At 54.4% G+C, this 24,177-nt stretch carries 21 protein-coding genes; 13 read left to right on the forward strand and 8 right to left on the reverse strand.

From position 1 onward, the window contains the following. Positions 1 to 16 precede the first annotated feature (16 nt). From argR to acs, 7 genes are all read right to left on the reverse strand, one after another. Complete coding sequence (gene argR / locus PseAD21_RS01710; RefSeq protein WP_178082077.1) at positions 17 to 1,009, reverse strand: transcriptional regulator ArgR; 993 nt, start codon at positions 1,007 to 1,009, stop codon at positions 17 to 19. 234 nt (positions 1,010 to 1,243) lie between these two features. Further along, positions 1,244 to 2,008 carry an ABC transporter ATP-binding protein gene (locus tag PseAD21_RS01720; protein ID WP_102354226.1) on the reverse strand — a complete coding sequence of 255 codons (765 nt, stop codon included), beginning with the start codon at positions 2,006 to 2,008 and terminating at the stop codon, positions 1,244 to 1,246. 27 nt (positions 2,009 to 2,035) lie between these two features. Then, positions 2,036 to 3,148 (reverse strand): M14 family metallopeptidase, encoded by a 1,113-nt coding sequence (locus PseAD21_RS01725; protein ID WP_102354227.1) that lies wholly within the window; start codon positions 3,146 to 3,148, stop codon positions 2,036 to 2,038. A 1-nt stretch (position 3,149) separates the two neighbouring features. Further along, complete coding sequence (locus tag PseAD21_RS01730; RefSeq protein ID WP_102354228.1) at positions 3,150 to 3,848, reverse strand: ABC transporter permease; 699 nt, start codon at positions 3,846 to 3,848, stop codon at positions 3,150 to 3,152. Continuing rightward, the gene (locus PseAD21_RS01735; RefSeq protein WP_003227287.1) at positions 3,845 to 4,534 is read right to left on the reverse strand and encodes an ABC transporter permease; all 690 of its coding nucleotides are present in this window, start codon (positions 4,532 to 4,534) and stop codon (positions 3,845 to 3,847) included. The genes PseAD21_RS01730 and PseAD21_RS01735 overlap by 4 nt, the downstream gene beginning before the upstream one ends. Positions 4,535 to 4,625: 91 nt before the next feature. After that, positions 4,626 to 5,399, reverse strand: coding sequence for an ABC transporter substrate-binding protein (locus PseAD21_RS01740; protein WP_102354229.1), 774 nt, complete (start codon positions 5,397 to 5,399; stop codon positions 4,626 to 4,628). A 742-nt stretch (positions 5,400 to 6,141) separates the two neighbouring features. Beyond that, a complete protein-coding gene (acs, locus tag PseAD21_RS01750) occupies positions 6,142 to 8,097 on the reverse strand; it encodes an acetate--CoA ligase (RefSeq protein WP_102354231.1) in 1,956 nt (651 codons plus the stop codon). A gap of 473 nt (positions 8,098 to 8,570) precedes the next feature. Between acs and PseAD21_RS01755 the strand changes: the two genes are divergently transcribed. Continuing rightward, positions 8,571 to 8,831, forward strand: coding sequence for a DUF2790 domain-containing protein (locus PseAD21_RS01755; RefSeq protein ID WP_003227290.1), 261 nt, complete (start codon positions 8,571 to 8,573; stop codon positions 8,829 to 8,831). Between the two features lie 563 nt (positions 8,832 to 9,394). After that, positions 9,395 to 10,645 carry a ribonucleotide-diphosphate reductase subunit beta gene (locus PseAD21_RS01760; protein ID WP_095191667.1) on the forward strand — a complete coding sequence of 417 codons (1,251 nt, stop codon included), beginning with the start codon at positions 9,395 to 9,397 and terminating at the stop codon, positions 10,643 to 10,645. Positions 10,646 to 10,745: 100 nt separating this feature from the next. On the opposite strand, the gene PseAD21_RS01765 is transcribed toward PseAD21_RS01760, so the two are convergent. Continuing rightward, positions 10,746 to 12,377 (reverse strand): DNA cytosine methyltransferase, encoded by a 1,632-nt coding sequence (locus PseAD21_RS01765; RefSeq protein ID WP_102354232.1) that lies wholly within the window; start codon positions 12,375 to 12,377, stop codon positions 10,746 to 10,748. A gap of 13 nt (positions 12,378 to 12,390) precedes the next feature. Here PseAD21_RS01765 and PseAD21_RS01770 point away from each other — a divergent pair, with 13 nt between their 5' ends. The 11 genes from PseAD21_RS01770 (at position 12,391) to PseAD21_RS01820 (ending at position 24,176) form a co-directional block, all read left to right on the forward strand. Continuing rightward, positions 12,391 to 12,846: a very short patch repair endonuclease gene (locus tag PseAD21_RS01770; protein ID WP_102354233.1), complete on the forward strand. Its 456-nt coding sequence runs from the start codon at positions 12,391 to 12,393 to the stop codon at positions 12,844 to 12,846. Positions 12,847 to 13,055: 209 nt separating this feature from the next. Continuing rightward, positions 13,056 to 15,695, forward strand: a complete 2,640-nt coding sequence (locus PseAD21_RS01775) for a Z1 domain-containing protein (protein WP_102354234.1) — start codon at positions 13,056 to 13,058, stop codon at positions 15,693 to 15,695. Next, a complete protein-coding gene (locus PseAD21_RS01780; protein WP_158242596.1) occupies positions 15,688 to 16,686 on the forward strand; it encodes a PD-(D/E)XK motif protein in 999 nt (332 codons plus the stop codon). Before PseAD21_RS01775 ends, PseAD21_RS01780 begins: the two co-directional genes overlap by 8 nt. Beyond that, a complete protein-coding gene (locus PseAD21_RS01785; protein WP_146011253.1) occupies positions 16,683 to 18,536 on the forward strand; it encodes a hypothetical protein in 1,854 nt (617 codons plus the stop codon). The genes PseAD21_RS01780 and PseAD21_RS01785 overlap by 4 nt, the downstream gene beginning before the upstream one ends. Beyond that, on the forward strand, positions 18,533 to 19,438 hold the full coding sequence (locus PseAD21_RS01790; RefSeq protein ID WP_102354237.1) for a hypothetical protein: 906 nt from the start codon (positions 18,533 to 18,535) through the stop codon (positions 19,436 to 19,438). Before PseAD21_RS01785 ends, PseAD21_RS01790 begins: the two co-directional genes overlap by 4 nt. Continuing rightward, positions 19,438 to 20,229 (forward strand): DUF6339 family protein, encoded by a 792-nt coding sequence (locus PseAD21_RS01795; protein ID WP_102354238.1) that lies wholly within the window; start codon positions 19,438 to 19,440, stop codon positions 20,227 to 20,229. The genes PseAD21_RS01790 and PseAD21_RS01795 overlap by 1 nt, the downstream gene beginning before the upstream one ends. A gap of 184 nt (positions 20,230 to 20,413) precedes the next feature. Continuing rightward, positions 20,414 to 20,923: a Bro-N domain-containing protein gene (locus PseAD21_RS01800; RefSeq protein ID WP_102354239.1), complete on the forward strand. Its 510-nt coding sequence runs from the start codon at positions 20,414 to 20,416 to the stop codon at positions 20,921 to 20,923. A 282-nt stretch (positions 20,924 to 21,205) separates the two neighbouring features. Continuing rightward, positions 21,206 to 22,399: an S-type pyocin domain-containing protein gene (locus PseAD21_RS01805; protein ID WP_102354240.1), complete on the forward strand. Its 1,194-nt coding sequence runs from the start codon at positions 21,206 to 21,208 to the stop codon at positions 22,397 to 22,399. Further along, positions 22,396 to 22,629 (forward strand): hypothetical protein, encoded by a 234-nt coding sequence (locus tag PseAD21_RS01810; RefSeq protein ID WP_102354241.1) that lies wholly within the window; start codon positions 22,396 to 22,398, stop codon positions 22,627 to 22,629. The genes PseAD21_RS01805 and PseAD21_RS01810 overlap by 4 nt, the downstream gene beginning before the upstream one ends. A gap of 42 nt (positions 22,630 to 22,671) precedes the next feature. Further along, the gene (locus tag PseAD21_RS01815) at positions 22,672 to 22,902 is read left to right on the forward strand and encodes a hypothetical protein (protein WP_102354242.1); all 231 of its coding nucleotides are present in this window, start codon (positions 22,672 to 22,674) and stop codon (positions 22,900 to 22,902) included. A gap of 290 nt (positions 22,903 to 23,192) precedes the next feature. Continuing rightward, positions 23,193 to 24,176 carry a hypothetical protein gene (locus PseAD21_RS01820; RefSeq protein WP_102354243.1) on the forward strand — a complete coding sequence of 328 codons (984 nt, stop codon included), beginning with the start codon at positions 23,193 to 23,195 and terminating at the stop codon, positions 24,174 to 24,176. Position 24,177: the final 1 nt, after the last annotated feature.

Here is a 24,177-nt window from a genome sequence, read left to right on the forward strand (position 1 = left end):
GGGGGGGCGGACTGCGTCAACCGCGCTCTGGCGGCACTGACGACAACTCGAAGGGGCTGCTGCTGCGCCGCTGGTTGCGATCTTCGCGCGGCGTGGCGCCGAAGAAGTTGCGGTAGGCGCTGGAGAAATGCGGCCCCGAAGAGAAACCGCAGGACAGGCCGATCTGGATGATCGACTTGCTGGTTTGCATCAACATCTGCCGGGCCTTGTTCAGGCGCAGTTCCAGGTAGTACTGGCTCGGCACGCGGTTGAGGTATTGCTTGAAGATTCGTTCCAGCTGCCGACGGGATACGCACACGTGCTGGGCGATTTCGTCGGTGGTCAGCGGCTCTTCAATGTTGGCTTCCATCAGCAGCACCGCCTGGGTGAGCTTCGGATGGCTGGAACCGAGGCGGTTCTGCAATGGAATACGTTGGCGCTCGCCGCCCTCGCGGATGCGTTCGACCACCAGTTCTTCGGACACCGCACCGGCCAGTTCCGCCCCGTGATCACGGGCCAGCACCGCCAACAGCAAGTCGAGGACCGACATGCCGCCACACGCGGTCAGGCGATCGCGATCCCAGTCGAACAGATGGCTGGTGGCGATGACTTTCGGGAACCGTTCGGCGAAATCGTCCTGCCAGCGCCAGTGCACGGCCGCGCGGTAACCGTCGAGCAAACCAAGCTGCGCCAGCGGATAGACACCGGCCGACAACCCACCGATCACGCAACCGGCACGCACCAGTTGCTTGAGCGCGCTGCTGAGCGCCGGAGCCAGAGTGGTCGGCGGCTCGTCAGCGAGCAGGAACAGTTTCTGGAAATTTTCCAGCTTGCCGGTCCAGGCCTCGCCGGGCAGTTGCCAGGCACCTGCGGCCGCCGTTTCTGTCACGGCTTCGGCCTGCAGGAACGACAGTTCATAAACCACCTCCGGGTGTACCCGCTGAGCAACGCGCAAGGCCTCCTCCGCCAGCGCCAGCGTCAGAGCTTTAGTGCTGGGCCAAATCAGGAAACCAATTCGATGGGCAGTCATGGGCGGGCAATCCGAAACGAAGAACGGTGATGAAGGCATGGGCCAATGCTAGCCCGTAATCGAAGCTGTCGCAGGTCCATTGTGGGAGCGGGCTTGCTCGCGAAAGCGGTGGTTCAGACAGCAATGATGTTGACTGATCGACCGCTTTCGCGAGCAAGCCCGCTCCCACAGGGGGGGACCGAGCCAGTCTTCAGGTCGCGAAGCATGACCTAATTGGGTGCATAACGGCAGCGATTACTTAAGGCTGCCCGAGAGGAATTGTTGCAAACGCTCCGATTGCGGATTGACCAGCACTTCGCGCGGGTTGCCGCTCTCTTCAACAACACCTTTGTGCAGGAACACCAACTGGTTCGACACTTCACGGGCAAAGCCCATTTCGTGCGTCACCACGACCATGGTGCGACCTTCCTGAGCCAGCGCTTGCATCACTTTAAGCACGTCGCCGACCAGCTCCGGGTCGAGGGCCGACGTCGGTTCGTCGAACAGCATCACTTCCGGCTCCATCGCCAGCGCACGGGCAATCGCCACACGCTGCTGCTCGCCACCGGACATGTGTCCAGGGAACGCGTCTTTACGATGCGCCACGCCAACCTTGTTCAGGTAGTGCTCGGCCTTCTCGCGAGCTTCGGCCTTGGATACGCCGAGTACGTGGACCGGCGCTTCCATGATGTTTTCAATCGCGGTCATGTGCGACCACAGGTTGAAATGCTGGAACACCATCGACAGGCGCGAACGCATGCGTTGCAGCTGTTTCGGATCAGCGGCTTTCAGCGCGCCGTCCTTGTTCGCCACCAGTTTCAGCTCTTCGTTGTTGAGCAGGATCTTGCCCGCGTGCGGCTGCTCGAGCAGGTTGATGCAACGCAGGAAAGTACTTTTGCCGGAGCCACTGGAGCCGATGATGCTGATCACATCGCCGGCTGCCGCTTTCAGGGACACGCCCTTGAGCACTTCGTGACTGCCATAGCGTTTATGCAGGTCTTGGACTTCAAGTTTGTACATGCGGTCGGTTCTCACAAAAACAGTCAGTCAGTCGTTGAGCAAGCGCCCGTGACGCAGCGCTTCGCGCCCCGCCACCTTGGCCAGCCAGAAACCGGGTTGGGCATAGCGCAGCCGTTCAATGGCAAACAGCACCCCGGAGGTACCAGCACATACCGTGCTGACCCGATCGGACACAGGATCGATCACTTCGAAAATCTCATCCCCGGCTTCGACCCACTCGCCGGGTTTACGCAAAAAGCTCACCACTCCGGGGTGCGGTGCCAACAGCAATTCAGTGCCTTCGAACGGCATGCCTTCACAGGCTTCGTGTGCCGGGTTCGGCCACTCACCGGTGATCAGGCCCTGCTCGGCAAGGAACCCCAGAATGCCTTCGGCCCACGCCACCGCATCAGCGCGGTCGGTATTGGCCTGACCGCCCAGCTCGACGGTAGTCGCCAGGCACGCCAGCGGAATCTGCGCGTCCGGGAACTGCCGCGACAGACGCAGCCAAGGCAACGAGCACGCTTCGTCGAACGAACTGCCACCAGAATCTTCCGCCAGCAAGCCAACCCGCACGTTCAGATGCGCGGCCAGCGAACGCCACTGCGGCCAGTGCTGCGGCAGCGCGTACATGTGCAGCGCGGCTTCAGCGTCGCAATGCAGATCGAGCACCACATCGGCGGTGCAGGCGTGGCTCAGCAAAACACGCTGCATGCCTTGCAACTGACTGCTCGCCTCAGGCAATGCCGCCAAGTGATCAGCCATGGCCTGACGGATCAGGCGAATGTTGGCGTGCGGATCGTCACCGAGGCGGTCAGCCAATGCCGCCGCAACCGGCGCGCTCAGCTCGACGAAATCGCGGTTGAAATTCTTGCCGCTGCCCGCCTCGAAACGCCCCTGATGATTGCCTTGCAGCAATTGGCCGAGGCCCAGCGGGTTAGCGACTGGCACCAGCTCGATCACACCGTTGAGCAGCCCTTGGGCTTCGAGTTCGCCAAGGCGCTTTTTCAGCTCCCAGGCGGTGCGCATGCCGGGCAATTCGTCAGCGTGCAGGCTGGCTTGAATGTAAGCCTTGCGTTCACCGTTGCCGAAGCGGAATACCGAGATCTTGCGCTCGCTGCCCAAGTGGCTCCACGGCAATACGTGGTCGATGCGTTCCATATCAGTGCTTCCGCGGGGCCAGGTAGCTCAGCCAGCGACGCTCGGCCAGCTTGAACAGGCGCACCAGAATAAAGGTCAGGCACAGGTAGAACAGGCCGGCGGTGATGTACGCCTCGAACGGCAGGTAATACTGCGCGTTGACGGTACGAGCCGCGCCGGTGATGTCGATCAGGGTCACGATGGACGCCAGACTGGTGGTCTGCAGCATCATGATCACTTCGTTGCTGTACTGCGGCAGCGCCCGGCGCAGGGCCGATGGCAACAGGATGCGCTTGTACATCTTGAAGCGCGACATGCCCATGGCCTTGGCGGCTTCGATCTCGCCGTTCGGCGTGGCCTTGAGGCTGCCGGCGATGATTTCGGCGGTGTAGGCACTGGTGTTGACCGCAAACGCCAGGCACGCACAGAACGTCGCGCTGGACAGCCACGGCCAGAGGAAGCTTTCACGCACCGCTTCGAACTGGGCCAGACCGTAGTAGATCAAAAACAGCTGCACCAGCATCGGCGTGCCGCGAATCACGTAGGTGTAGAGCCACGCGATACCGTTGACCACGGTGTTCTTGGAAACGCGCATCAGACCCAGCGGCAGCGCCGCCAGCAGACCGAACAACAGCGACAGCGCGAGCAGTTTGAGGGTGGTCAGCAGCCCGCCGAGGTACAGCGGCATGGCCTCCCAAATGACGTTGTAGTCGAAGATCATAGATCAGCCGCCCTTACGCCTACCGAGTAGCGCTTCTCGAGGTGACGCAGCGCCAGCAACGAGACACTGGTGATCACCAGGTACATCGCCGCCACTGCGAGGAAGAAGGTGAAAGGCTCGCGGGTGGCATCTGCCGCCTGCTTGGCCTTGAACATCATGTCTTGCAGACCGACCACCGAAATCAGCGCGGTCGCCTTGGTCAGCACCAGCCAGTTGTTGGTGAAGCCGGGAATCGCCAGGCGAATCATCTGCGGCACCATCACCCGGAAAAACACCTGAAAACTGCTCATGCCGTACGCCATGCCGGCTTCGGCCTGGCCTTTAGGGATCGCCATGAAGGCGCCACGGAAGGTTTCCGACAGGTACGCACCGAAGATGAAACCGAGGGTGCCGATACCGGCGGCCAGCGGGTTCAGGTCGATGTAGTCGTCATAGCCGAGCATCGGGGCGACGCGGTTGAGCAAGTCCTGACCGCCGTAGAAGATCAGCAGGATCAGCACCAGGTCGGGAATCCCGCGGATCACCGTGGAATACAGATCGCCCAGCCACGCCAGCCAACGAATCGGCGACAGGCGCAACGCGACCCCGATCAGCCCGAGAACGATGGCCAGGGCCATGGACGACAAGGCGAGCTGAAGCGTCAGCCATGCGCCATCGAGGATGACAGCCCCGTAGCCTTTCAACATGATTCAGGTCCTCGAAAGTTGGGATGAAAAAATGGCGCAAACCGCAGAGATCCTGTTGCTTGCGCCATTTCTGACTTGTCGCAGAGACGTGTTACTTGCCGTAGATATCGAAGGCGAAGTATTTGTCCTGGATAGCTTTGTATTTGCCGTTTTCGCGGATGGCCGCGATGGCGGCGTTGATCTTGTCTTTCAGCGCGTCGCCTTTGCGCACAGCGATGCCTACGCCGTCGCCGAAGTATTTGACGTCGGTGAACTGTGGACCGACGAAGGCGAAGCCTTTGCCGGAGTCAGTGTTCAGGAAGCCGTCCTGCAGCAGGGTGGCGTCAGCCACGGTACCGTCGAGGCGACCGGCGGCCACGTCGAGGTAGATTTCGTTCTGCGAGCCGTATGGCTTGATCTCGGCACCCAGCGGGGCCAGGACTTCGCGGGCGAAACGCTCGTGGATCGAACCACGTTGCACGCCGATGTTCTTGCCCTTCAGCTCACTCAGGTTTTCGCTGACTTGAGTGCCAGCCTTCATGACCAGACGCGCCGGGGTGTTGTAGTACTTGTTGGTGAAGTCCACAGACTTCTTGCGGTCTTCAGTGATCGACATCGACGACAGGATCGCGTCGATCTTGCGCACTTTGAGTGCCGGGATCAGACCGTCGAACTCTTGCTCGACCCACACGCACTTGACCTGCATCTGCTCGCACAGGGCGTTGCCGATGTCGTAGTCGAAACCGACGATGCTACCGTCCGGCGCTTTGGAGGCGAACGGAGGGTAAGCCGCTTCGATACCGATCTTCAGAGGTTTTTCATCAGCGAAGGAATTCAGCGACAGCACGGACAGTGCCAGGGCGCCAAGCAGCACAAGTTTCTTCATCTTGGGACTCCATCGGTAAAGGGCAAAAACGGCAGAGTGAGCGACAGCCCAATATGCGAATGGGTGAATCGGAAAAGCGGCGCAGCATCGGTGGGAAATTTCCCATTGAAACCACCAGGGATTTCAACGTCAGCCACGATGAGCGAGTGATCGGCATTCTAACGACAGGCCCGAAGCCGATATTTCTTCAATGCGACAACTAATTACAGATGCACAGAGAAACCCGCTTGAGCGCATTGACAGCCTTGCAAAATCATGCAAGAGCGAAAGACAGTGAACCGATCTATGCTGCAAATTGCGGGCCTATTATTCGCAAACCCTTCTAATCCGGCAAGCGCAGCGTTGTGTCTTATTTTTCACCGGGGGTTTCGAGGCTCTAAAACGGGGCGATGCGTTTCCCTTTGCCCCGTCGCGGGGCGGTCGGTTACACATTTGGTTACGTGGAAAACGGCGGGTAACAGCGGGAAAGGTCTTACGGGGTAGATCGATAATTATTGACCGCGATCGTTCCCACGCTCCGCGTGGGAATGCCTCCCTCGACGCTCTGCATCGGCTTCTGGGACGCAGAGCGTCCCTTGCTGCATTCCCACGCAGAGCGTGGGAACGATCAAAACTGCCAAAACAACACAAAACCTGTGGGAGCTGGCTTGCCAGCGATGAGGCCCGCCCAACCACCACAAAACCTCCAGACACAAAAAAGCCCCGCCCGGCAAAACCGGACAGGGCTTCTGTGAATCATTGCTTAAGCGACATTCATGGTCTTGTGCGTATCAATCAAATGCTGCACCACACCCGGATCCGCCAGGGTCGAGATATCGCCCAGCCCGTCGTATTCCGCCGTAGCAATCTTGCGCAGAATCCGGCGCATGATCTTGCCCGAACGGGTCTTCGGCAGCCCCGGCGCCCACTGGATCACGTCCGGCGAAGCAATCGGGCCGATCTCTTTACGCACCCAGTTCTTCAGCTCCAGGCGCAGTTGCTCACTCGGCTCTTCGCCATTCTTCAGGGTGACGTAGACATAAATGCCCTGGCCCTTGATGTCGTGCGGCACACCGACCACCGCCGCTTCGGCGACTTTCGGGTGGGCGACCATGGCGCTTTCGATCTCGGCGGTCCCCATACGGTGACCGGAAACGTTGAGCACGTCGTCGACACGTCCGGTGATCCAGTAATAACCATCAGCGTCACGCCGCGCACCGTCACCGGTGAAGTACATGCCGCGGAAGGTCTTGAAGTAGGTGTCGACGAAACGGTCGTGGTCGCCATACAACGTGCGCGCCTGACCTGGCCACGAATCGAGAATCACCAGATTGCCCTCGGCCTCGCCCTCGATGATGTTGCCGAGGTTGTCGACCAGCGCAGGCACCACACCAAAGAACGGACGCGCGGCCGAACCGGGCTTGAGCGCGTGAGCACCCGGCAGCGGGCTCATCATGTTGCCGCCGGTCTCGGTCTGCCACCAGGTATCGACGATCGGGCAACGCGACTTGCCGACATTCTTGTAGTACCAGTCCCAGGCTTCCGGGTTGATCGGCTCGCCCACCGAACCGAGCAGACGCAGGCTGCTGCCATCGGCGCCCTCAACAGCGGCCTGACCCGAGGCCATCATCGCGCGGATTGCGGTCGGTGCGGTGTAGAGAATGTTGACCTTGTGCTTGTCGACGATCTTCGCCACCCGGGTGATGTCCGGATAGTTCGGCACACCTTCGAACAGCACAGTGGTCGCGCCATTGGCCAGCGGGCCGTAGACGATGTAGCTGTGGCCGGTGACCCAGCCGACGTCGGCGGTGCACCAGTAGATTTCGCCCGGACGGTAGTCGAACACGCGCTCGTGGGTCATCGCCGCATACAGCAGATAACCGCCGGTGGTGTGCTGCACGCCCTTCGGCTTGCCGGTCGAGCCGGAGGTATAGAGGATGAACAGCGCTTCTTCAGCGCCCATCTCTTTCGGCGCGCAAACGGTGCCCGCCACTTTCATCAGGTCTTCGTACCAGATGTCGCGATGCTGGTTCCACTTGATGTCGCCGCCAGTGCGCTTGCAGACGATGACTTTCTGGATGCTGCTGGTTTCCGGGTTGGTCAGAGCGTCGTCGACGTTGGCCTTCAGCGGGATCTTCTTGCCGGCGCGCACGCCTTCGTCAGCGGTGATCACCACTTTCGATTTGCAGTCGATGATCCGCCCCGCCAGGGCTTCCGGCGAGAAACCGCCGAACACCACCGAGTGAATCGCGCCGATCCGGGTGCAGGCCAGCATGGCGACCACGGCTTCGGGGATCATCGGCATATAGATAGTCACCACGTCGCCGCGGTGTACGTCCTGACCACGCAGGGCGTTGGCCAGTTTGCAGACTTGTTCGTGCAGTTCGCGGTAAGTGATGTTGCGGCTGTCAGCCGGGTCGTCGCCTTCCCAGATGATCGCAACTTGATCGCCGCGCTCGGCCAGATGACGGTCGAGGCAGTTGTAGGAAACGTTCAGGGTGCCATCGGCGAACCATTTGATGTCGACATGGTGATCGTCGAAGGAAGTCTGCTTCACCGTGGTGAAAGGCTTGATCCAGTCGAGGCGCTTGGCTTGCTCGCGCCAGAAGCCGTCAGGGTTGACGACCGACTGCTGGTACATGGCTTTGTAGGTCGCCTCGTCAGTCAGCGTATTGGCCAGAACCTCGGGACGAACGGGATACAGAGAAGCCGCACTCATCTTTCTTACCTCGGTGGAATAGTTGTTTTTGTATGACCCCGTTGTAGCCGGGCCGGCCCCATAGAACCATTCGACGATGGTAGTAACAAGCCCCTACAAAACATCCAGTTACCCCTTACGCGAGCCCTGCGCCCGTCCCTCATACACCCCAAACCCCCTGTGGGAGCTTGCCTGCAAGCGATTCAGGCACTCGGTATCCCAAGCAAATTGCATCACCAAAAAGCCCTCTTCCCCACCCTAACCAGCGATTGTTACCAAAACCGCGAAAAGTGTTTATCAAAACCCCACCTGTTTACCCCCACCACGCCTCCCTAGAATCCGCATCGCCGACAAGGCAAACCGATTAACAACGTTACAGCCCCCACGAAGGCCGTTAATCCAGCTCTCAAGTAATAACTGCAAACGATGAAGTTCCACACGCAACCCTAAAAAGGTTGCGTGACCCCACTCGACCTCAAAAAGGTAAATTTGAAATGAAAGCTTTATTGGTTCTGGCCCTCAGCAGTCTGTGCGCAACCGCCATGGCAGACGAGGTCCCGACTGATGTCGCACAGCAACAACCGGCTATCGAGGAATACACTTACTCGACTCACCTGGACATCGCCAACGTAGTGTCCATGAGCGAAGTTCCAAACGTCTGCGAAGTTGTTCCGATGAAAATGGAATACGACGACTCCAAGGGCCAGCGCCACATCCTGCGTTACAGCGTCATGGGTAACGGCTGCACCAATTGATGATTGAGACTGCACCGAATCGGATCACTCAGCGCCTCATTTGAGGGTCGATTCCAGCCCGGCTTCGGTCGGGCTCAGTTGTGTCTGGAGTCGCTCAAAAGGGTTGCAAAACACAAGATATAGTGAAAAAAGCGGTTTTCTGCTCATTTCTTGAGCAACCGAAGCCTCGCAAAAAAATTAATGAAAAAAATTTCTCGCCGGCCAATCCCAGCGAAAGCCCTGTAAACCCTCGCTCCGATCGAAATCCCCCGGCCGATCGAATGCCCTGCGCTGTTTCGCCCTCCCCACGCCCGTGTTTTTTTCCCTATAATGCCGCCCTAATCGGGTCAGCAATATTCCCTTACAGGGATCAAAGCCATTCTGAAGCCCCGCAGCAGCGTCAACGCTGATCTGCGCCCGTCAGAGGCTCTCGGAAACCCGTACGAAATTCTGTTTTATTGCCTGCCTTAGCTGCTGCAAAAAACGATTCCTTAAGATCCAACGCGGTCTGTACGACCGTGTGAACCACCCAACCATCAGGTTTCACACGGGGCGACAGGCCCTCACGCAGGAGACGACACGTCATGCTGAGCTGGGACGAATTCGACAAAGAAGACAGTGAAGTAGCAGCAGTGAAAGGCGCCAACGCCGGCCACGCTACTGAAGCCAACATGGACCGCCTGGACAACGCCGGCGGCGCCGCAGCGCTGGAAGCCCGCGCCGTGACCGCCGACGACTCGGCCGCCGTGGCCCGCGCCAAGGCTGCACTGAACTCCCTCGACGTTGCCGAAGGCCTCGCCGAACTCGAAGGCGCCTCCGCCCGTGTCGCCGTTGACGAAAAGCGCATGATCAACTGCCGCGCCGACCTCAACCAGCTCGTACCTTTCAAGTACGACTGGGCCTGGCAGAAGTACCTGGACGGTTGCGCAAACCACTGGATGCCGCAAGAAGTCAACATGACCGCCGACATCGCCCTCTGGAAAAACCCGGAAGGCCTGACCGACGACGAGCGCCGCATCGTGATGCGCAACCTCGGCTTCTTCTCCACCGCCGACTCCCTGGTTGCCAACAACCTGGTCCTGGCCGTGTACCGCCTGATCACCAACCCGGAATGCCGCCAGTACATCCTGCGCCAGGCTTTCGAAGAGGCGATCCACACCCACGCCTACCAGTACTGCATCGAATCGCTGGCCATGGATGAAGGCGAAATCTTCAACATGTACCACGAGATCCCATCGGTCGCGAAAAAAGCCACCTGGGGCCTGAAATACACCCGTTCGATCTCCGATCCGAAGTTCGAAACCGGCACCGTCGAAACCGACAAAGAACTGCTGCGCAACCTGATCGCCTACTACTGCGTTCTGGAAGGCATCTTCTTCTACTGCGGCTTCACCCAAATCCTCTCCATGGGCCGCCGCAACAAAATGACCGGCGTCGCCGAGCAGTTCCAATACATCCTGCGCGACGAATCCATGCACCTGAACTTCGGCATCGACGTGATCAACCAGATCAAAATCGAAAACCCACACCTGTGGGATGCCGAAATGAAGGAAGAAGCGACCCAGATGATTCTGCAGGGTACGCAGCTGGAGATCGAATACGCTCGTGACACCATGCCTCGTGGGGTATTGGGCATGAACGCGGCGATGATGGAGGACTACCTGAAGTTCATCGCTAACCGTCGTTTGAGCCAGATCGGTTTGAAGGAAGAGTATCCGGGGACTACGAATCCATTCCCTTGGATGAGCGAGATTATGGACTTGAAGAAAGAGAAGAATTTCTTTGAGACGCGCGTGATCGAATACCAAACTGGTGGTGCGTTGAGCTGGGACTAATGGTCTCGCTCGGCACGATTTGACGATTGCTGCTTGAGTCGCCAAGTCGAGAAAGCAAAAAGCCCCGATCTGATCGGGGCTTTTTTTATTGTGTGAACAATTATTTTTGATGCGTCATTGATATTTTCTTACATACAATACTATATACAACAGAGGCTATCTTACTCGCCAGTAATGGAGGAACAGCATTCCCAACCTGATGAAACTGATGAGTTCGATTACCCTGAAAGAAATAATTATCAGGGAATGTCTGAAGCCGAGCGGCCTCTCTCACAGTCAGACTACGACACTGTTTTGGATCATAGTGTATAAAGTAGTGGCCATCCTTGGAAATATGACTGGTAATTGTGGTAGCTGGAAGTTGCTCAAGTTGAACCCTGAAGCGATCGCTAAACTTACCGCTCTCCCAGTTTTTATGAGCAGGCGCAAGACCCGGAAGACTGAATTGTTGATGCCCTTTTGGGGACGTCTTATAAGCACGAGCATAAATACTGGCAAACATGTAGCGACGTAGATCAGAAGACATATGCCCTCTCGCATCATGATTCAGCCAATAATCCAGTTTTTCATCGCGATACCATCGATCCAAGCCCTCATCTTTCGTTTTTCCGTCTCCCTTGCGACGACGCACGCGAATAGCCCCGACCTCTAAGGATACAGAAAGAAGAGCTTCTCGCGTTATCTTCATTTCAGAACTAAGTTTTGGCTCCAATCTGCCGTCTACCTCAGAAATGAGACCATCGAGATGGTTGGCTACTTCTTTATACCAAGCCTCGCCATTATCTACTTGCTTGGTCAGGCGACTTCGCAACTCTGGCAAGTCATCGAGAACCTGTTTTGTATTTACACGTTCAATGGCCTTCGGAATACTTTCATATTCCTCAATACATCCTTGGTCATCCAAGGCGATACCCAAAAGGATTACTCGATGCCTTGCCTGAGGAATTCCATATTCCTCTGACTTGATAATGAAGCCTCTAGGATCTACCTTGCTCACGTCCTCACCTGGACCAAAGGACTGCCCCGTCACAAGAGAGCAAATACGATACTTGATGCCCGGAGTTGAATCCCCTAAAGCCTTGTTAGGATCAGTCAAATCCTGCAGAATTTGCGTGAATATACTTTCACCAGCGATCTTGGAAGATAGAATTCCCTTAACGTTTTCCATCACGAAAACAGCTGGCTTTCTCTCCTTGATGATTCGTAGATATTCTTTGTACAAAAAATGGCGATGGTCATTTTCAGCACTGTAATCAGCCTTCCCTTGGTTGCGCGACCGCCCAACAATTGAATAGGCTTGGCATGGTGGCCCACCTATCAACACCCAAGGTCGATCCTCGAGTCGCCTGTCTAGAATGCTATCAAGCTCTGCATCACCTTCTTCCGATCCTAAAGTGATGCATCTAGCTTCTTCCTCAGCCTCTAGCCACTGAGACTCACTCAAATCGCTATAAGGCTTCTCACTTTTGCCATTGCAAAAATTGTAGTAATCGCTCAGCCGGTCAGGATTTTTTTGCTTGAGCAGTCTATAAAAGGCCCTTAACTTCAGCGTTTCGCGAGCAATAGGGTTCATTTCGGCGGAGACTAGAATCTCAAACCGGGAACCATCTCCCGACGAAGCAAACCCCTCGCCAAGACCTCCTGGTCCAGCGAAGAGATCGACAATTTGAATTGGCTTCGAAAACTCAGTATCAGATTCGATGGCGGTGTCTCGGCCTAACGGCAAATTCATCTGGGGCTCATTCATGGACATAGTCAGTAAAGAAGTCAGGTCTCGGATGATGGCCGGCATTCGCGGCAGTAATACATCTCCCGAAATGAAGGTACGGAAGCTCCTGCATCGGCATGGCTTCAGGTATCGATTGCACCCTCGCGAGCTTCCTGGTCGGCCAGACGTGGTGCTTCCACGTTACAAGCTCTGCATTTTCATTCACGGTTGCTTCTGGCATAGGCATCAAGGTTGTAGATATGCCACAACTCCTCGGACTCGCGAAGATTTCTGGCGATTGAAATTCGACCAAAACGTGAAACGAGACGTCAGAAACAGGGCCGCACTGCTCGAGCAGGATTGGCGTGTTTTCGAACTTTGGGAGTGTGGCATCCGCAGGCCCGAATCAGAAATGAATTGGCTTCTGAAAGCCGTGCTGGATTGTAATCAAAAATATGTCTCATGGCCCAACTTTACTGTGTCAGAAACCTAGTGGCCCAAGGACCATTCTCAGAGCCCGCGCTTTCCACACTGACTTTTCTAAGCTTTTAGCTACTGACTACGCAAAAATAGGGTGGGCCATCGAGCAAGAAAATGGCAAAGTGATGCCACACATTGAACGTGGTCTGGACGCCGATGGAAAAACTAGCTCGGCGAACCAGAGGCGACAATTTCTATGGATAGCAAGTAAGGATTGCTTCGATGACAAACCCACAGGTTGAAACCTTCGCTCGTCAGATTCGCGAGAAGCTTCCCACACACGATTCCCCCCAGCAGGCAGCTGAGGCCCTGAAAAAGGATCTCACCAGTATTGGTTTTTCCTTTACGTCTGAGATGGATCAGAATCTTGTCATCGCGCTTGAGCAAGTGATCGCGTCGTTGGAGGACGTAGAGATTCTGCGTCGTAGCTCTCTCATCAAGAAAAGAGATCCTTGGTATAAAGGGCCTAGCTCGAGGGATGTTCATTGGCCAGCGCTGAAGGGCTACCTCACGAACAGCAAGGGGTGGGATGAAAACACGATTGCATCTATCGATGAGAGTTCCTCAGAAGTAGTATCGCTACTTGCAAACCCGAATAATGAAGGTTTCCGCCATCGTGGTTTAGTCGTGGGTTACGTCCAGTCCGGCAAAACAGCAAACATGACCGCCGTTATCGCAAAAGCGGTGGACGCAGGATATAACTTGATCGTGTTACTGGGCGGTGTGACAAACAAGTTACGTGCTCAGACCCAGCGACGTATAGAAAATGACATCGTAAATCGCCACCGCCACTTTTGGCAGTTGTACACCACTGAGCAGAATGACGGGGATTACACATATCCCGCGAACGGCTCGTTTACGATGCCGGTTCCCGGGAGAGCTCAGCTAGTTGTGATGAAAAAAATCACGTCACGACTGGAGACATTCCGCAAGACCATTATTGACGACAAGGGCAAACCAAAGACACCCTTGGCAATTCTTAGACAGCTCAAGGTACTTCTGATTGACGACGAGTGTGATCAAGCGTCAGTCAATTCATCTAACAATGATTACGATATGACGCGGATCAATGCTGAAATCCGCAAGATCATAAGAGCACTTCCCGCTGTATCTTATGTAGGTTATACGGCTACGCCATTCGCCAACGTATTCATTGATCCGTACCCACTGAATCCAAACGATCTGGACGACCTCTATCCGGAGGACTTCATTACCACGCTGCCTCGTACCGATGGTTATTTTGGTGCGAGGGAAGTATTCGGATACGCCCCCGCCAACCCAGATGGTCCTGAGTCTCCGGAAGAAGCTGGAAGAAACATGATTCGCCACGTGCCGGATGAAAGGCTTAACTTGCTGCAACCGGCCCGCACCAGTGAGAAGGACTCCTTTTACCCGCAGATGACAGAGGAACTGCAAAAGGCAGTGCTTTGGTTCCTTCTCAGTTGTGCAATTCGAAGGGCGCGCGGACAACAAGATCAGCACATGACCATGCTGGTTCACACATCCCCTTATATCATCCAGCATGAAAGAATGGCAAAGCTCATCGAGAATTGGATCAAAGAAAACCTTGATGAGTTGACCAGCGATTCTGGTGACCTCCAAAACATGCTGGAACGTGTATTAATTGAGGAGACGAAACAAGTTCCGCTGGAATACCCTGGTGTCAATTCCTTGGCCGATCTGCGCACTCACCTCAAGAGCACCTTAGAGGTATTAGAGTTCGCTATTGAGAACGGTGAAAGCTTTGAAAGGCTGGATTACACTCAAGAACCAAAGACATACGTAGTGGTAGGGGGGACAGTGCTGGCTAGAGGGCTGACGCTTGAAGGACTTTCCGTATCATTCTTCCTGCGCACCTCCATGCAGTATGACACTCTACTTCAGATGGGCCGCTGGTTCGGATATAGAAAGGGGTACGAGGATTTACCGCGCCTCTGGACAACTGCTGAACTTGCTTCAAACTTCCGCGCACTTGCTCGTATTGAAGAAGAGATTCGCGACGACATAAGCAATTACCGCAAACATGGTGTCACTCCCAAGGAGTTCGCCGTTCGGGTTCGTGCAATACCAGGAATGGCAATTACTGCAGCCTCCAAGATGCGACACGCCTATCGCAGCAATATAAGCTTCGAGGGCCGACATGTGCAGACTATTCGCTTTGATCACCAGAGCGTTACCAAAGTAACGAATAATTGGGAAGCCGCTGTTCACTTCGTTGACGAAGTCAACACAAAATACTCATTCCATACTCAAGCCGGTGCTAAGCGTCACCTTGCACGAAATGTAAAACTCCAAGAAATTCGTAAGTTTTTAGTGGCTTATGACATATGTGAGCACCACATGGATCTGAAGAAGGATCTTCTTCTGGGCTACATTGACCAGGCTGCTGATAGCCTACAAGAGTGGAACGTCGGCATCATCACTCCAACCGGAGAAAAAACGGCTGAAAATCCTCTTGGTATGCTTGGCCATGTAAATACTGCTTGTCGCTCGCAGTTGAAAGATAACGAAAGAGGTTATGCTGATATCAAAGCATTAATGTCCAAAAGCGACATTCTTATTGATGCAATGGATATTGAGACAGTTAATAGCAAAGGCAGCTGGGCAGATATAAAAAATGGACGTCCACAAGTCCCGCTCCTCTTACTGTACGTGATCGACGGTAGTTCAAAGGCACAGTCGACATCTCGTAAGGACTTGGACGCAGTTGGAGATCTGGTCGGCCTTGGTATAGTTTTTCCGGGAGCACCCGATCAAGCGGGCGACTATTTTTCAGTGGAGCTAGACGCCCCCGTACCTGAGCAAATTGCGTCGGAAGAAGAATTGCTCGCGGAAGCTCTCGATGGTGCGGTTGATGACTAAAAGAGCGATCGAGCGCTGGAAACGACTCACTGCGACCGGCTCTGGTGACGGAGTAATTGAGGTTCCCAGTATTGATTCGGGTATCGCGACGGGCTTCGGCACGGCGCGATACGCGATCGGAGCACAGGGGCAGCCCCGACTTCTGGTGCCTATCGGTGGACATGCCCCCGCCTGTGAACTGATCTCAACGTCAAAGCTACTAGTAACAACTTCGAGCTACAAGATTTCCAACAAGAGTACGTTGTTCATCGACATCATGTGCTTGGACCGAGGTCTAGATTTGGTGTTTGCTGAACTGGCGGAAGACATTCTTCGGCGGATCAAGGAGGGATTCTCACCGCTCAAGGCAGTCATTGCGTCTATAGACGATTTTCGGGAACTGTTGAAAGAAAAGTCTCGTGAAGAAATTCCCGAAAGCAAAATTCAGGGGTTGGTAGGCGAGCTAGAAGTGATGCGGCGTCTAGTCAGTCTCAATAAGACAGCAGCAGAAACATGGACCGGACCTTTTGAACTCCGTCATGATTTTCGCCAAGGTATCCATGCTCTCGAGGTGAAGACGTCTGGGCGATCCGATTCAACACGAGTATTCATTCATGGTATCGATCAACTGGACCCGCCAGTAGGAGGAACACTTCACCTTGCCCATGTACTTCTGGAGCGAGTCGAAAACGGTCAACTTTCATTAGGATCGATCTTTGACAGTCTGTTGAGATCCGGAGCTAACAGAAAAACGCTCGAAAAGGGATTAGAGGCCCTAGGATGCTTGAATCCTTACGGAGAGGAGTGGAATCGTCTCTCCTTTTGCCTAGAAGGAATAAAGATCTATAGGGTTTCCGAAGGCTTTCCAAGAGTTACTGGTTCCAGTTTCGCAGGTGGCCTCTTGCCGGGAGGTGTCTTGGCTTTGGAGTATCAAATCGACCTGAGCCATGCGAAGGACTTCGAACTTCCGACGGATGATTTCAAAATTGCATTTGAAAGGATTGCTGGATGACCCGACTAGAGCTTTTTAGCGAGCCCTTTTCGAAGACGGGAAACATAGCAGCAGACGGTTTCAGGCGGCTGCTGGGCTGCCCTGCTCAGGATCTATTGCAGACAGTGCTCCGTGAATCTATTCAGAACAGCATCGATGCTGCCTTGCCGGGATTCGGTCCATCGTTGACGATTAGATTCCGTACACTGACCTCTCAACAGTGCGCAACATTAAGGGACTTTGTACTAGCAGACCTCCCCCCAGGCGTTCACACCCGGAATGAGATAGCAGCTTCAATTGGGGCGGTCGACCTCAAAGTTCTAGAAATATGTGACTTCCATTCAACCGGACTCAGCGGACCAACGTCGGGAGACGTCGCTTCAGATGGACGAGAAGCACTCAATTTCGTGAACTTTTTGCGCAACGTTGGAGTTGCTCGTGATACATATCACGGAGGAGGTACCTATGGCTACGGCAAAACATCTCTGTATGCAATGAGTGCGTGCTCGACGATTTTCGTAGATAGCCAAACATCTTGCGAAGGTAAACCTGTACGGAGATTCATGGGGTGCCACTTGGGTTCGGCGTACGATTCAGATACAGCCGATAACAAGCGCAGGAGATTTACGGGGAGACACTGGTGGGGCATCAGCGATGGCGACGGTGGTATCGATCCGTTGACTGGCCCCCTCGCTGCCGAAATGGCTGCGTCTCTGGGGATGCCTGAACGAAATCTAAACAATACGGGCACTTCAATCCTCATTCTTGACCCTTATATTGAAGAGGGAGAAGGCGTCAGGTCGATCAACCATTACATCCAAGAAACAATTCTATGGAACTTCTGGCCAAGGCTCACACTGTCAACTCCGGAAGACAAAAAGCTCACCATTCGAATAGAAATCGAGGAGCACAAAGTACCGTTACCAGTACCGGACTACTTCCCTCCATTTGATCTATTTGCGTCGGCCATGAAAGCTTATAGAGATAATGATGCTGATGTGCAGATTGTTAGAAGTGAGCGTCCTAAAAAAGATTTGGGCAAGCTGATCATCAAGAAGGGGCTTCGCGCGGATCGCTTGGGTTCGGCGCTGGATTACAACTCCGGCATACCTGAACAGGCTTGCCATATCGCCTTGATGCGACCAGTACAGCTGGTTGTGAAATATATAAAGGGTACCCCGTTTGCTGATTCACGCTTTGAGTGGGCTGGAGTATTTATATGTTCGGATGAGGATGAAGTGGAATCTGCATTTGCAATGTCCGAGCCACCGGCTCATGACGATTGGATTCCTGACAATCTTCCTGATCGCAATGCGAAGACATTCGTCCGGGGCGCTCTGAAGCGGATCGAGCAAACCGCCATCAATTTCGCAACTCCAATCATGTCAGTCGCAAGCGGTACCAAGGAGCGTGGTCCTTCGCTTGCTGGAACTGCGAGCCGTCTGGGACGTTTACTTGATTCAGTTTCGGGAAAAGGTCCGGGCAGACCTAGGCCTAGCCCCCGCCCACCGCACGTAAAGCAGGAACTCGCAATTTCACCAGCGCGGTTTATACGTCTCGAAATCGACGATCAGAATCGACGTTGCGCCGTTTTTGAAGCAGACCTGCAGAACGATGGGGCAAATCCCATGCTTGAAGTATCTGCTGAGTCTCATCTGGTAGCGGACGGTGCCGTCGCTGATGGCGAAGATTTACCAACTGGATTTGAAACCCAAGTGATTGGGATGTCGTTTAATGTCATCGGGGATTTCACTCTTGGGCCAATCATAAAGGTAGGTGCTGAGAGCGGCACAATCAGCATCTCGGTTCTGAGCCCGCCAGAAGCAGCCGTAGGTGTCCGACTTCGCTTTATGGATGAGGGTAGAGAATGAGCCGAATAGCCCTTCCGTTCCTCACCCTTCCCGATGAGCTGGTCAACTTCAGCGGATGGATGATCGGGCCTCCGGGTGAGCCTTTATCCCCGGCATCCGATATCTTGGAAAACTGGGACTATGAACAAGACATTCAAGTCAATGTTCATATCGATCTAGATTTCAATGAAGCAGCGAATTTATTGGAAATAGATGCTGCCGATCTAAACTTGGCGGTAGTGCTTTCAGCAGGCACTGGTACCGGTAGCTTACCTAGGCGAGTAGATCGCTTGGCGACCGCGATAATAGATATCGAGGAACAAGCGGCTACGCTCGAGGCAATTATTCCGGGATGCACCCTCTCAGGGCAGCTTCAGCTCAGCCTCAGGATCGTTCTTGAAGCCCCAGTTGACTCCGGTAGCCCATTATCTCCGAAGCTGCGCGGCGCACGCCTCTGGCAGTATCATAAAAATATTCTTATTGAAGACGGTGGCGACTCTAGGTTCCCTATTGAGCTTGCCAGCTTTTCCGAGAGTTTTAAGGCCAGGCCGGAGCAATACGCTCCTTGGCTTGTAGACTGGAGCCCGACAACCTTGGACGCAGACTTCAGTGGCAACGTGAGACTGTATGTCAACTCTGATATCGAATGCGTGTGCACAAGATTCGTCGAAGGTGATGCGCTTACGCTCCAAACAATGGTGGCTGATGTGATGACACAGCTTATTGAAACAGCCCTAGACGCTGAGAATGAAGCCGAACTTGATCGGTATGAGGAAGGTTCGATAGGTTATCAAGCGAGAGCATGGATGGAGATGTCATTTCCTGGACAAAATCTCGAGAAAATCCGACAAATGCGTAACTTCGCACCTGGAAAATTTAAGGCCTTAATACTCGCGACAGCAGACTTCAGAGAAGGTAATTGATGCGTGTACCACTTTTGCCCCGCTTGAAAGCTCACGGTGTCGCCACAATTCTTGAGAAACTTAAGAGTGAGACCCCGTCCCCCAAAGACAGTATCGATCAGCTGAAAGAGTACTCAGCTTTGAAAACTAGTGCCCCTAGTGGTGGGACAAGAGCTGATACAGTGGCTATTGAAATAGCAGCCGAGCTTAGGAGAATTGCTCAGAGAGCGGGTTTCCCCACTTCCAACAACCAAGCGGCTCGAGCACAGTTCGACCAAGACGCAGCTCTTTATCTTGGCCAGTTAAAGGACTTACAAACAGGTGAAGCATTGCGTGATGACGTATGGGCGTTCATTACGACGGTTTTGGCCCCAGATATAGTCGCATGGCGTTTCACGGATAAGAACCGCGATCGAACTGCACGGTTTGCAGGAGGTGTCCGCAACTCGTTTCAGCGGCTTTGGGTGCGAGGTACGATTCTAGACAGAGGCGAGTGTCATGAGCATCGCTGGGAGTTAATCAAACAACTAACAGAGGATGCAATGGTTCAGATTTTCGAGCGTGCATCAATAGGCGGAAATCCTCCTTTAGCCATCGCGATCGCCGAGGGCTGGCTAAGCACTGCAGGTAAGATCGGTCGAGGCCCAATGGAAGGTGTAATGCGTTCTGCCACTAAAATTCTTCGAGTAAAGAATCAGATTATTGATCTTGGATATCTAACTCCCGAAGAGCTAAACGACTTAGTCTTAAGTACGTTCGAAACTGCGACACACATGTTTATTAAAACTGTCGAGCCTAAGAATAGAACTTGATATTTTCGGTATTCGCGCCAAGTGAAACGCAACGAATTCGCTGATTGATACTTTCTTCAAAGCGGCCTGCTGATCCCTTTTACCTACACGCCTTGGTTGGTCGAAACTGGTCCAACCTTCATGATGAAGGTGATTCGCTGTACCCGCCGTTCGAATCCCGTGCTTCCAGGTCAGGAGGCGTGCCATGTCTGAACCACTTTTCCCTACTCGTTTCACCCGCAACAAAACCCATCTGCACGCCCTGCTGGTTGAGAACCAGGCGTGGTTCTGCGTCCATGAGCTGGGCCGGTTGATGGGCAAACATCTTGATGAGCGCCAGTTGCGCAAACTCGACGCTGATCAGCGTCAGATGATGTTCGTGGAAACCTATGGCGAAGCTGAGGAACACATGATGGTGAGTGAGTCCGGCGTGTATGCGCTGCTGATTTATCACTACTGTCCTGAGCATCGGCAGCTTCGCGAGTGGCTGACTCATCAGGTTGTGCCCGCCCTGCGTGATGCTCGTCCGGCGCGCTCGGTTGAGCGTCCGACGTTGAGTGTTCTGAGCTGGCCGCAAATGTCGCTGAGTACGTTGCACTGGCAGGATGAGCCGTGGATTCGGTTGCGGGACATGCCTTGTTTGCTGGCGGATGATCCGTTCAATCGGCAGGAAACTTGGTGGCGTAAGGCTTCGCGATTGTTGCGTGGTTGCTGATGGTTTAAAGATCCGCTGTTTGTGGTTCAAGCAGCGGATTTTTTGTGGATCTGAATATTTGGGGCAGCTCCCCCGCCCATCGGGGATTACCTCCCTCACCACAAAGGATTTGTTGCTGCAAAGTGGGCGTGCCATTACAAAGACTCTGCACTGACACCCAAATCAAACAGCGACAATTCCCAACCTAATCCAAGACTAGTCCTACAGCCTCAACTCATCACCTTCGTTAACGTCGCCCCGCTTCTTTCCGGTGCGACCGATAAATGAACGAAAGGATGATCAGTGGTTGGCAAAAAGGATATTCCCCGGGTCAGGAACCCACCTTCGGGCGACGGGCATCACGTCACCTACCGGTTCATGAACGCGACCGAACTGGCCGAGCGCGAAGCCAGGCAGAACGCTTACGAGGCCATGCTGGCCCGGCAGGATGCGTTTGAGCGCAGCCGGCAGGTCGCTGTCAAAAAAGACGACGCGGTCCGGGCCGGATGCGTGTTCGCGAAGTCTTGCAAGCTGCCGGACGCGATCATTGATTACTCGAATCCCTCCGGGATGGTGCCGACCGACAGCCTGAGGGATTACGGCGAATTCGCCTTGCTCGGTACCCGTGGGGCCGATGATGCCGGGCTGCAAAATCTGCAAACCATCAGCGGCAATACCGTATCACTCGGCCTTGGGCGCCTTGCTCTTCGCAGCCCGACACTCGCCACGCCAACGGTAGGTCTCGGAGCAGCCATCGCCGCTACCGGTGTCGCACTCATGACCGGCATGGTCGCTTTGCTCTGGACGCCCAGCCTGGGTGACAGCGCTCTCTACACCGAGGAACAATTGCGCGCCCTCAAACAGGCCCGCACCCGTGTTCGCCTGCGCATCGAGCAACAAACCAACGGCGCGCTCAAAGGTTATGCCTTCTACACCGGCAAGAATCGCGACTGGGAGATGGTCGATGTCGTGAAGCTGGAAACCCGCGACAGCCAGTACGTCGCCGATCTGGGTGACGGCGTCGAGCTGATCTGGACACCCGCCGTAGACGGCTCCGACATCCTCGGCATTCCTGCTCTGGAAGCCGCTCCGCAGGCACCGCATATCTGGGTTTACCCACCAACGAAAGCGGCGAACGACATCCTTGTGAATCCGGTTTACCCGCCGGAGTACAAGGATTTCATTCTGGTGTTTCCGGAGAGTTCGGGGGTAAGGCCGGTTTATATTGTGGTGAGTCTTTCTGATCACAAATATCATCCGGCACCCAAAGGATTAAGTGCGTTTCCCGACGCAACACCAGCAAAACAGAAGACCAGGGTCAAAGGACGAGGTACTCGTATGCGTTGGAAAACCAAGGATGGGCTGATTCTGGAATGGGATTATCAACATGGAGCTGTAGAGATGTACGACAAACGCGGTCGGCATCTGGGCGAATTCGATGCTGACACTGGTGAGCAGAACAAACCGGCCGATCCAAAGAGAAGGATAGAACCATGACTCACGTAATTTATGCGTTTGATCGATCCACCGAAGCTCTGATTTTCGAAGTACCTATCTCGGCAGAGAATATCGAGCAGCTGCGAGTCATCATGAAATGGAATGACGCAGAAGACGAACTCTACGGTTACGATCTTGATTTTCAGCAGCTAGCACAATTGGAAACGTTAACCGGAAAATATTTCTACGATCCTCAATACGATTACCAACTCGCCAGCTATGGAAATTAAAAGTTCAGGGCCGCTCAGCGAAGGCACGAAAACAGTAGATCTATGATCTATCTAATCGAGGCATTTGATAGAGGAAGCGGTTTCCTGGCATTTGAAATAGAACTCCCAAGCGGATCAGACCAGACGATAAAAACCATCATGGGTTGGACGGCGGAGCAGGAAGGATGGGAGGGATACGATCTCTCGCACGGACAGCTTGGAGCCTTGGAAAAACTATTGGGGATGGAAATTTATAACCCTGCTTATAAATTTCAGCTCAGCTGCAATGTGTAACCGATGGTTCTGACTCCGGTAAATGCAGTCGCCAAACAAGTAACCTACAACGCTAAAAATTCGCGTTTGCCGGGTTTGGGGCAGCTTCGCTGCCCATCGGGGATAAATCCCCTCACCACAATTCAATGTGTTGCTGCTGGGTGGGTGTCTGGATTCTAAATTGAGTTGATGCCACCAATCGCCAGCAGCCTGGCTCCCACAAATCCCGCATCATCCTGAAAACAATCAGTGCAACCAGCCGCGCCTCCCGCTATTAATACCCTTCCCCACTCAAGGATCCGAGCCCTGCCATGAAATTCGATCTCGCCTACTGCCTCAGCCTCGACGACAAGTTGTCGATCTATGACGTTCGCGATCTCAACTTCGATGAGACGGTGGCGTTTGACTCTGCGAAGGAACACTTCCAGTGCCCCAACGATGCCTGTCGTTCGGCGTTTGAGGCCTCCAACGAGTTGGGCACGTTCAACGCCAAGAATGTGAGTTACGTGCGCACGCCGCACTTCAAGAATCTACCGACTACGCAGCATGTGGCGGGTTGTCCGTATGTGAGTTTGAAGGCGTCGGCATCAGGTGTTGAGACGGCGGATGGCGAGGTTGATGAGGGGAAAGAGGAACACTTCCCATCGGAGTTGTTGCTGACGCGGCGTGAGTATGTGCGCAAGCCTGCTGCGCCTGCGGGGGCGGCGGATGTGCTGCGGGATGATCCGGTGCGGGTGGCGCAGGTGAGTTCCAAGGAGTCGCCGGGGCGTGAGACGGCGCCCGACAAGACCAGTGTCTTCGCCCATCCGGTGGAGTGTTTTGTCTCGAACTTCGCCGACAAGGAGTTGCTCAAGCGTATGCCGTTGAAGATCGGCGAGCATACGGCGCCTTATGGCTCGTTCTTCAAGAAGATCGAGTATCTGACGGACAACAAGGGGCTGATTTACTGGGGCAAGATCAAGGAGTTCAAGGATTACACCCAGAGTTTTCGCATTGATTTCGAGCAGAAGGTCTGGTTCAAGCAGGCGGATGAGGCGAAGAAGAAGCCATATTCGGTGAACGTGTACTTGAGCAAGAAGTTGATCGACAACTACCGCAAGCGCAAGGCGTTTCTGGAAGAGATCAAGCACGCGATCGACAGTGACAAGGAGTTGTTCTGTTTCTTCTATGGCGTGACGCCGGAGTTGAAGCAGGTACCGAGCAAGAAGAACCCCGAACAGACGTTCGGGGTGTTCAGTGCCAACATCGAGAACCTGGATCACTTTATTGTGCGGGAGGCGCCGGGTCTGGAGTGAC

Origin of the sequence: Pseudomonas sp. AD21 (assembly GCF_002878485.1) — a bacterium.
In the GTDB taxonomy this organism is placed as follows: Bacteria; Pseudomonadota; Gammaproteobacteria; order Pseudomonadales; family Pseudomonadaceae; genus Aquipseudomonas.

What these genes read in the sequence shown, in the direction of transcription:
- argR (WP_178082077.1), bottom strand. Translation starts at nt 1,009, where the DNA reads ATGACTGCCCATCGAATTGGTTTCCTGATTTGGCCCAGCACTAAAGCT.
- PseAD21_RS01720 (WP_102354226.1), bottom strand. Translation starts at nt 2,008, where the DNA reads ATGTACAAACTTGAAGTCCAAGACCTGCATAAACGCTATGGCAGTCAC.
- PseAD21_RS01725 (WP_102354227.1), bottom strand. Translation starts at nt 3,148, where the DNA reads ATGGAACGCATCGACCACGTATTGCCGTGGAGCCACTTGGGCAGCGAG.
- PseAD21_RS01730 (WP_102354228.1), bottom strand. Translation starts at nt 3,848, where the DNA reads ATGATCTTCGACTACAACGTCATTTGGGAGGCCATGCCGCTGTACCTC.
- PseAD21_RS01735 (WP_003227287.1), bottom strand. Translation starts at nt 4,534, where the DNA reads ATGTTGAAAGGCTACGGGGCTGTCATCCTCGATGGCGCATGGCTGACG.
- PseAD21_RS01740 (WP_102354229.1), bottom strand. Translation starts at nt 5,399, where the DNA reads ATGAAGAAACTTGTGCTGCTTGGCGCCCTGGCACTGTCCGTGCTGTCG.
- acs (WP_102354231.1), bottom strand. Translation starts at nt 8,097, where the DNA reads ATGAGTGCGGCTTCTCTGTATCCCGTTCGTCCCGAGGTTCTGGCCAAT.
- PseAD21_RS01755 (WP_003227290.1), top strand. Translation starts at nt 8,571, where the DNA reads ATGAAAGCTTTATTGGTTCTGGCCCTCAGCAGTCTGTGCGCAACCGCC.
- PseAD21_RS01760 (WP_095191667.1), top strand. Translation starts at nt 9,395, where the DNA reads ATGCTGAGCTGGGACGAATTCGACAAAGAAGACAGTGAAGTAGCAGCA.
- PseAD21_RS01765 (WP_102354232.1), bottom strand. Translation starts at nt 12,377, where the DNA reads ATGAATTTGCCGTTAGGCCGAGACACCGCCATCGAATCTGATACTGAG.
- PseAD21_RS01770 (WP_102354233.1), top strand. Translation starts at nt 12,391, where the DNA reads ATGGACATAGTCAGTAAAGAAGTCAGGTCTCGGATGATGGCCGGCATT.
- PseAD21_RS01775 (WP_102354234.1), top strand. Translation starts at nt 13,056, where the DNA reads ATGACAAACCCACAGGTTGAAACCTTCGCTCGTCAGATTCGCGAGAAG.
- PseAD21_RS01780 (WP_158242596.1), top strand. Translation starts at nt 15,688, where the DNA reads ATGACTAAAAGAGCGATCGAGCGCTGGAAACGACTCACTGCGACCGGC.
- PseAD21_RS01785 (WP_146011253.1), top strand. Translation starts at nt 16,683, where the DNA reads ATGACCCGACTAGAGCTTTTTAGCGAGCCCTTTTCGAAGACGGGAAAC.
- PseAD21_RS01790 (WP_102354237.1), top strand. Translation starts at nt 18,533, where the DNA reads ATGAGCCGAATAGCCCTTCCGTTCCTCACCCTTCCCGATGAGCTGGTC.
- PseAD21_RS01795 (WP_102354238.1), top strand. Translation starts at nt 19,438, where the DNA reads ATGCGTGTACCACTTTTGCCCCGCTTGAAAGCTCACGGTGTCGCCACA.
- PseAD21_RS01800 (WP_102354239.1), top strand. Translation starts at nt 20,414, where the DNA reads ATGTCTGAACCACTTTTCCCTACTCGTTTCACCCGCAACAAAACCCAT.
- PseAD21_RS01810 (WP_102354241.1), top strand. Translation starts at nt 22,396, where the DNA reads ATGACTCACGTAATTTATGCGTTTGATCGATCCACCGAAGCTCTGATT.
- PseAD21_RS01815 (WP_102354242.1), top strand. Translation starts at nt 22,672, where the DNA reads ATGATCTATCTAATCGAGGCATTTGATAGAGGAAGCGGTTTCCTGGCA.
- PseAD21_RS01820 (WP_102354243.1), top strand. Translation starts at nt 23,193, where the DNA reads ATGAAATTCGATCTCGCCTACTGCCTCAGCCTCGACGACAAGTTGTCG.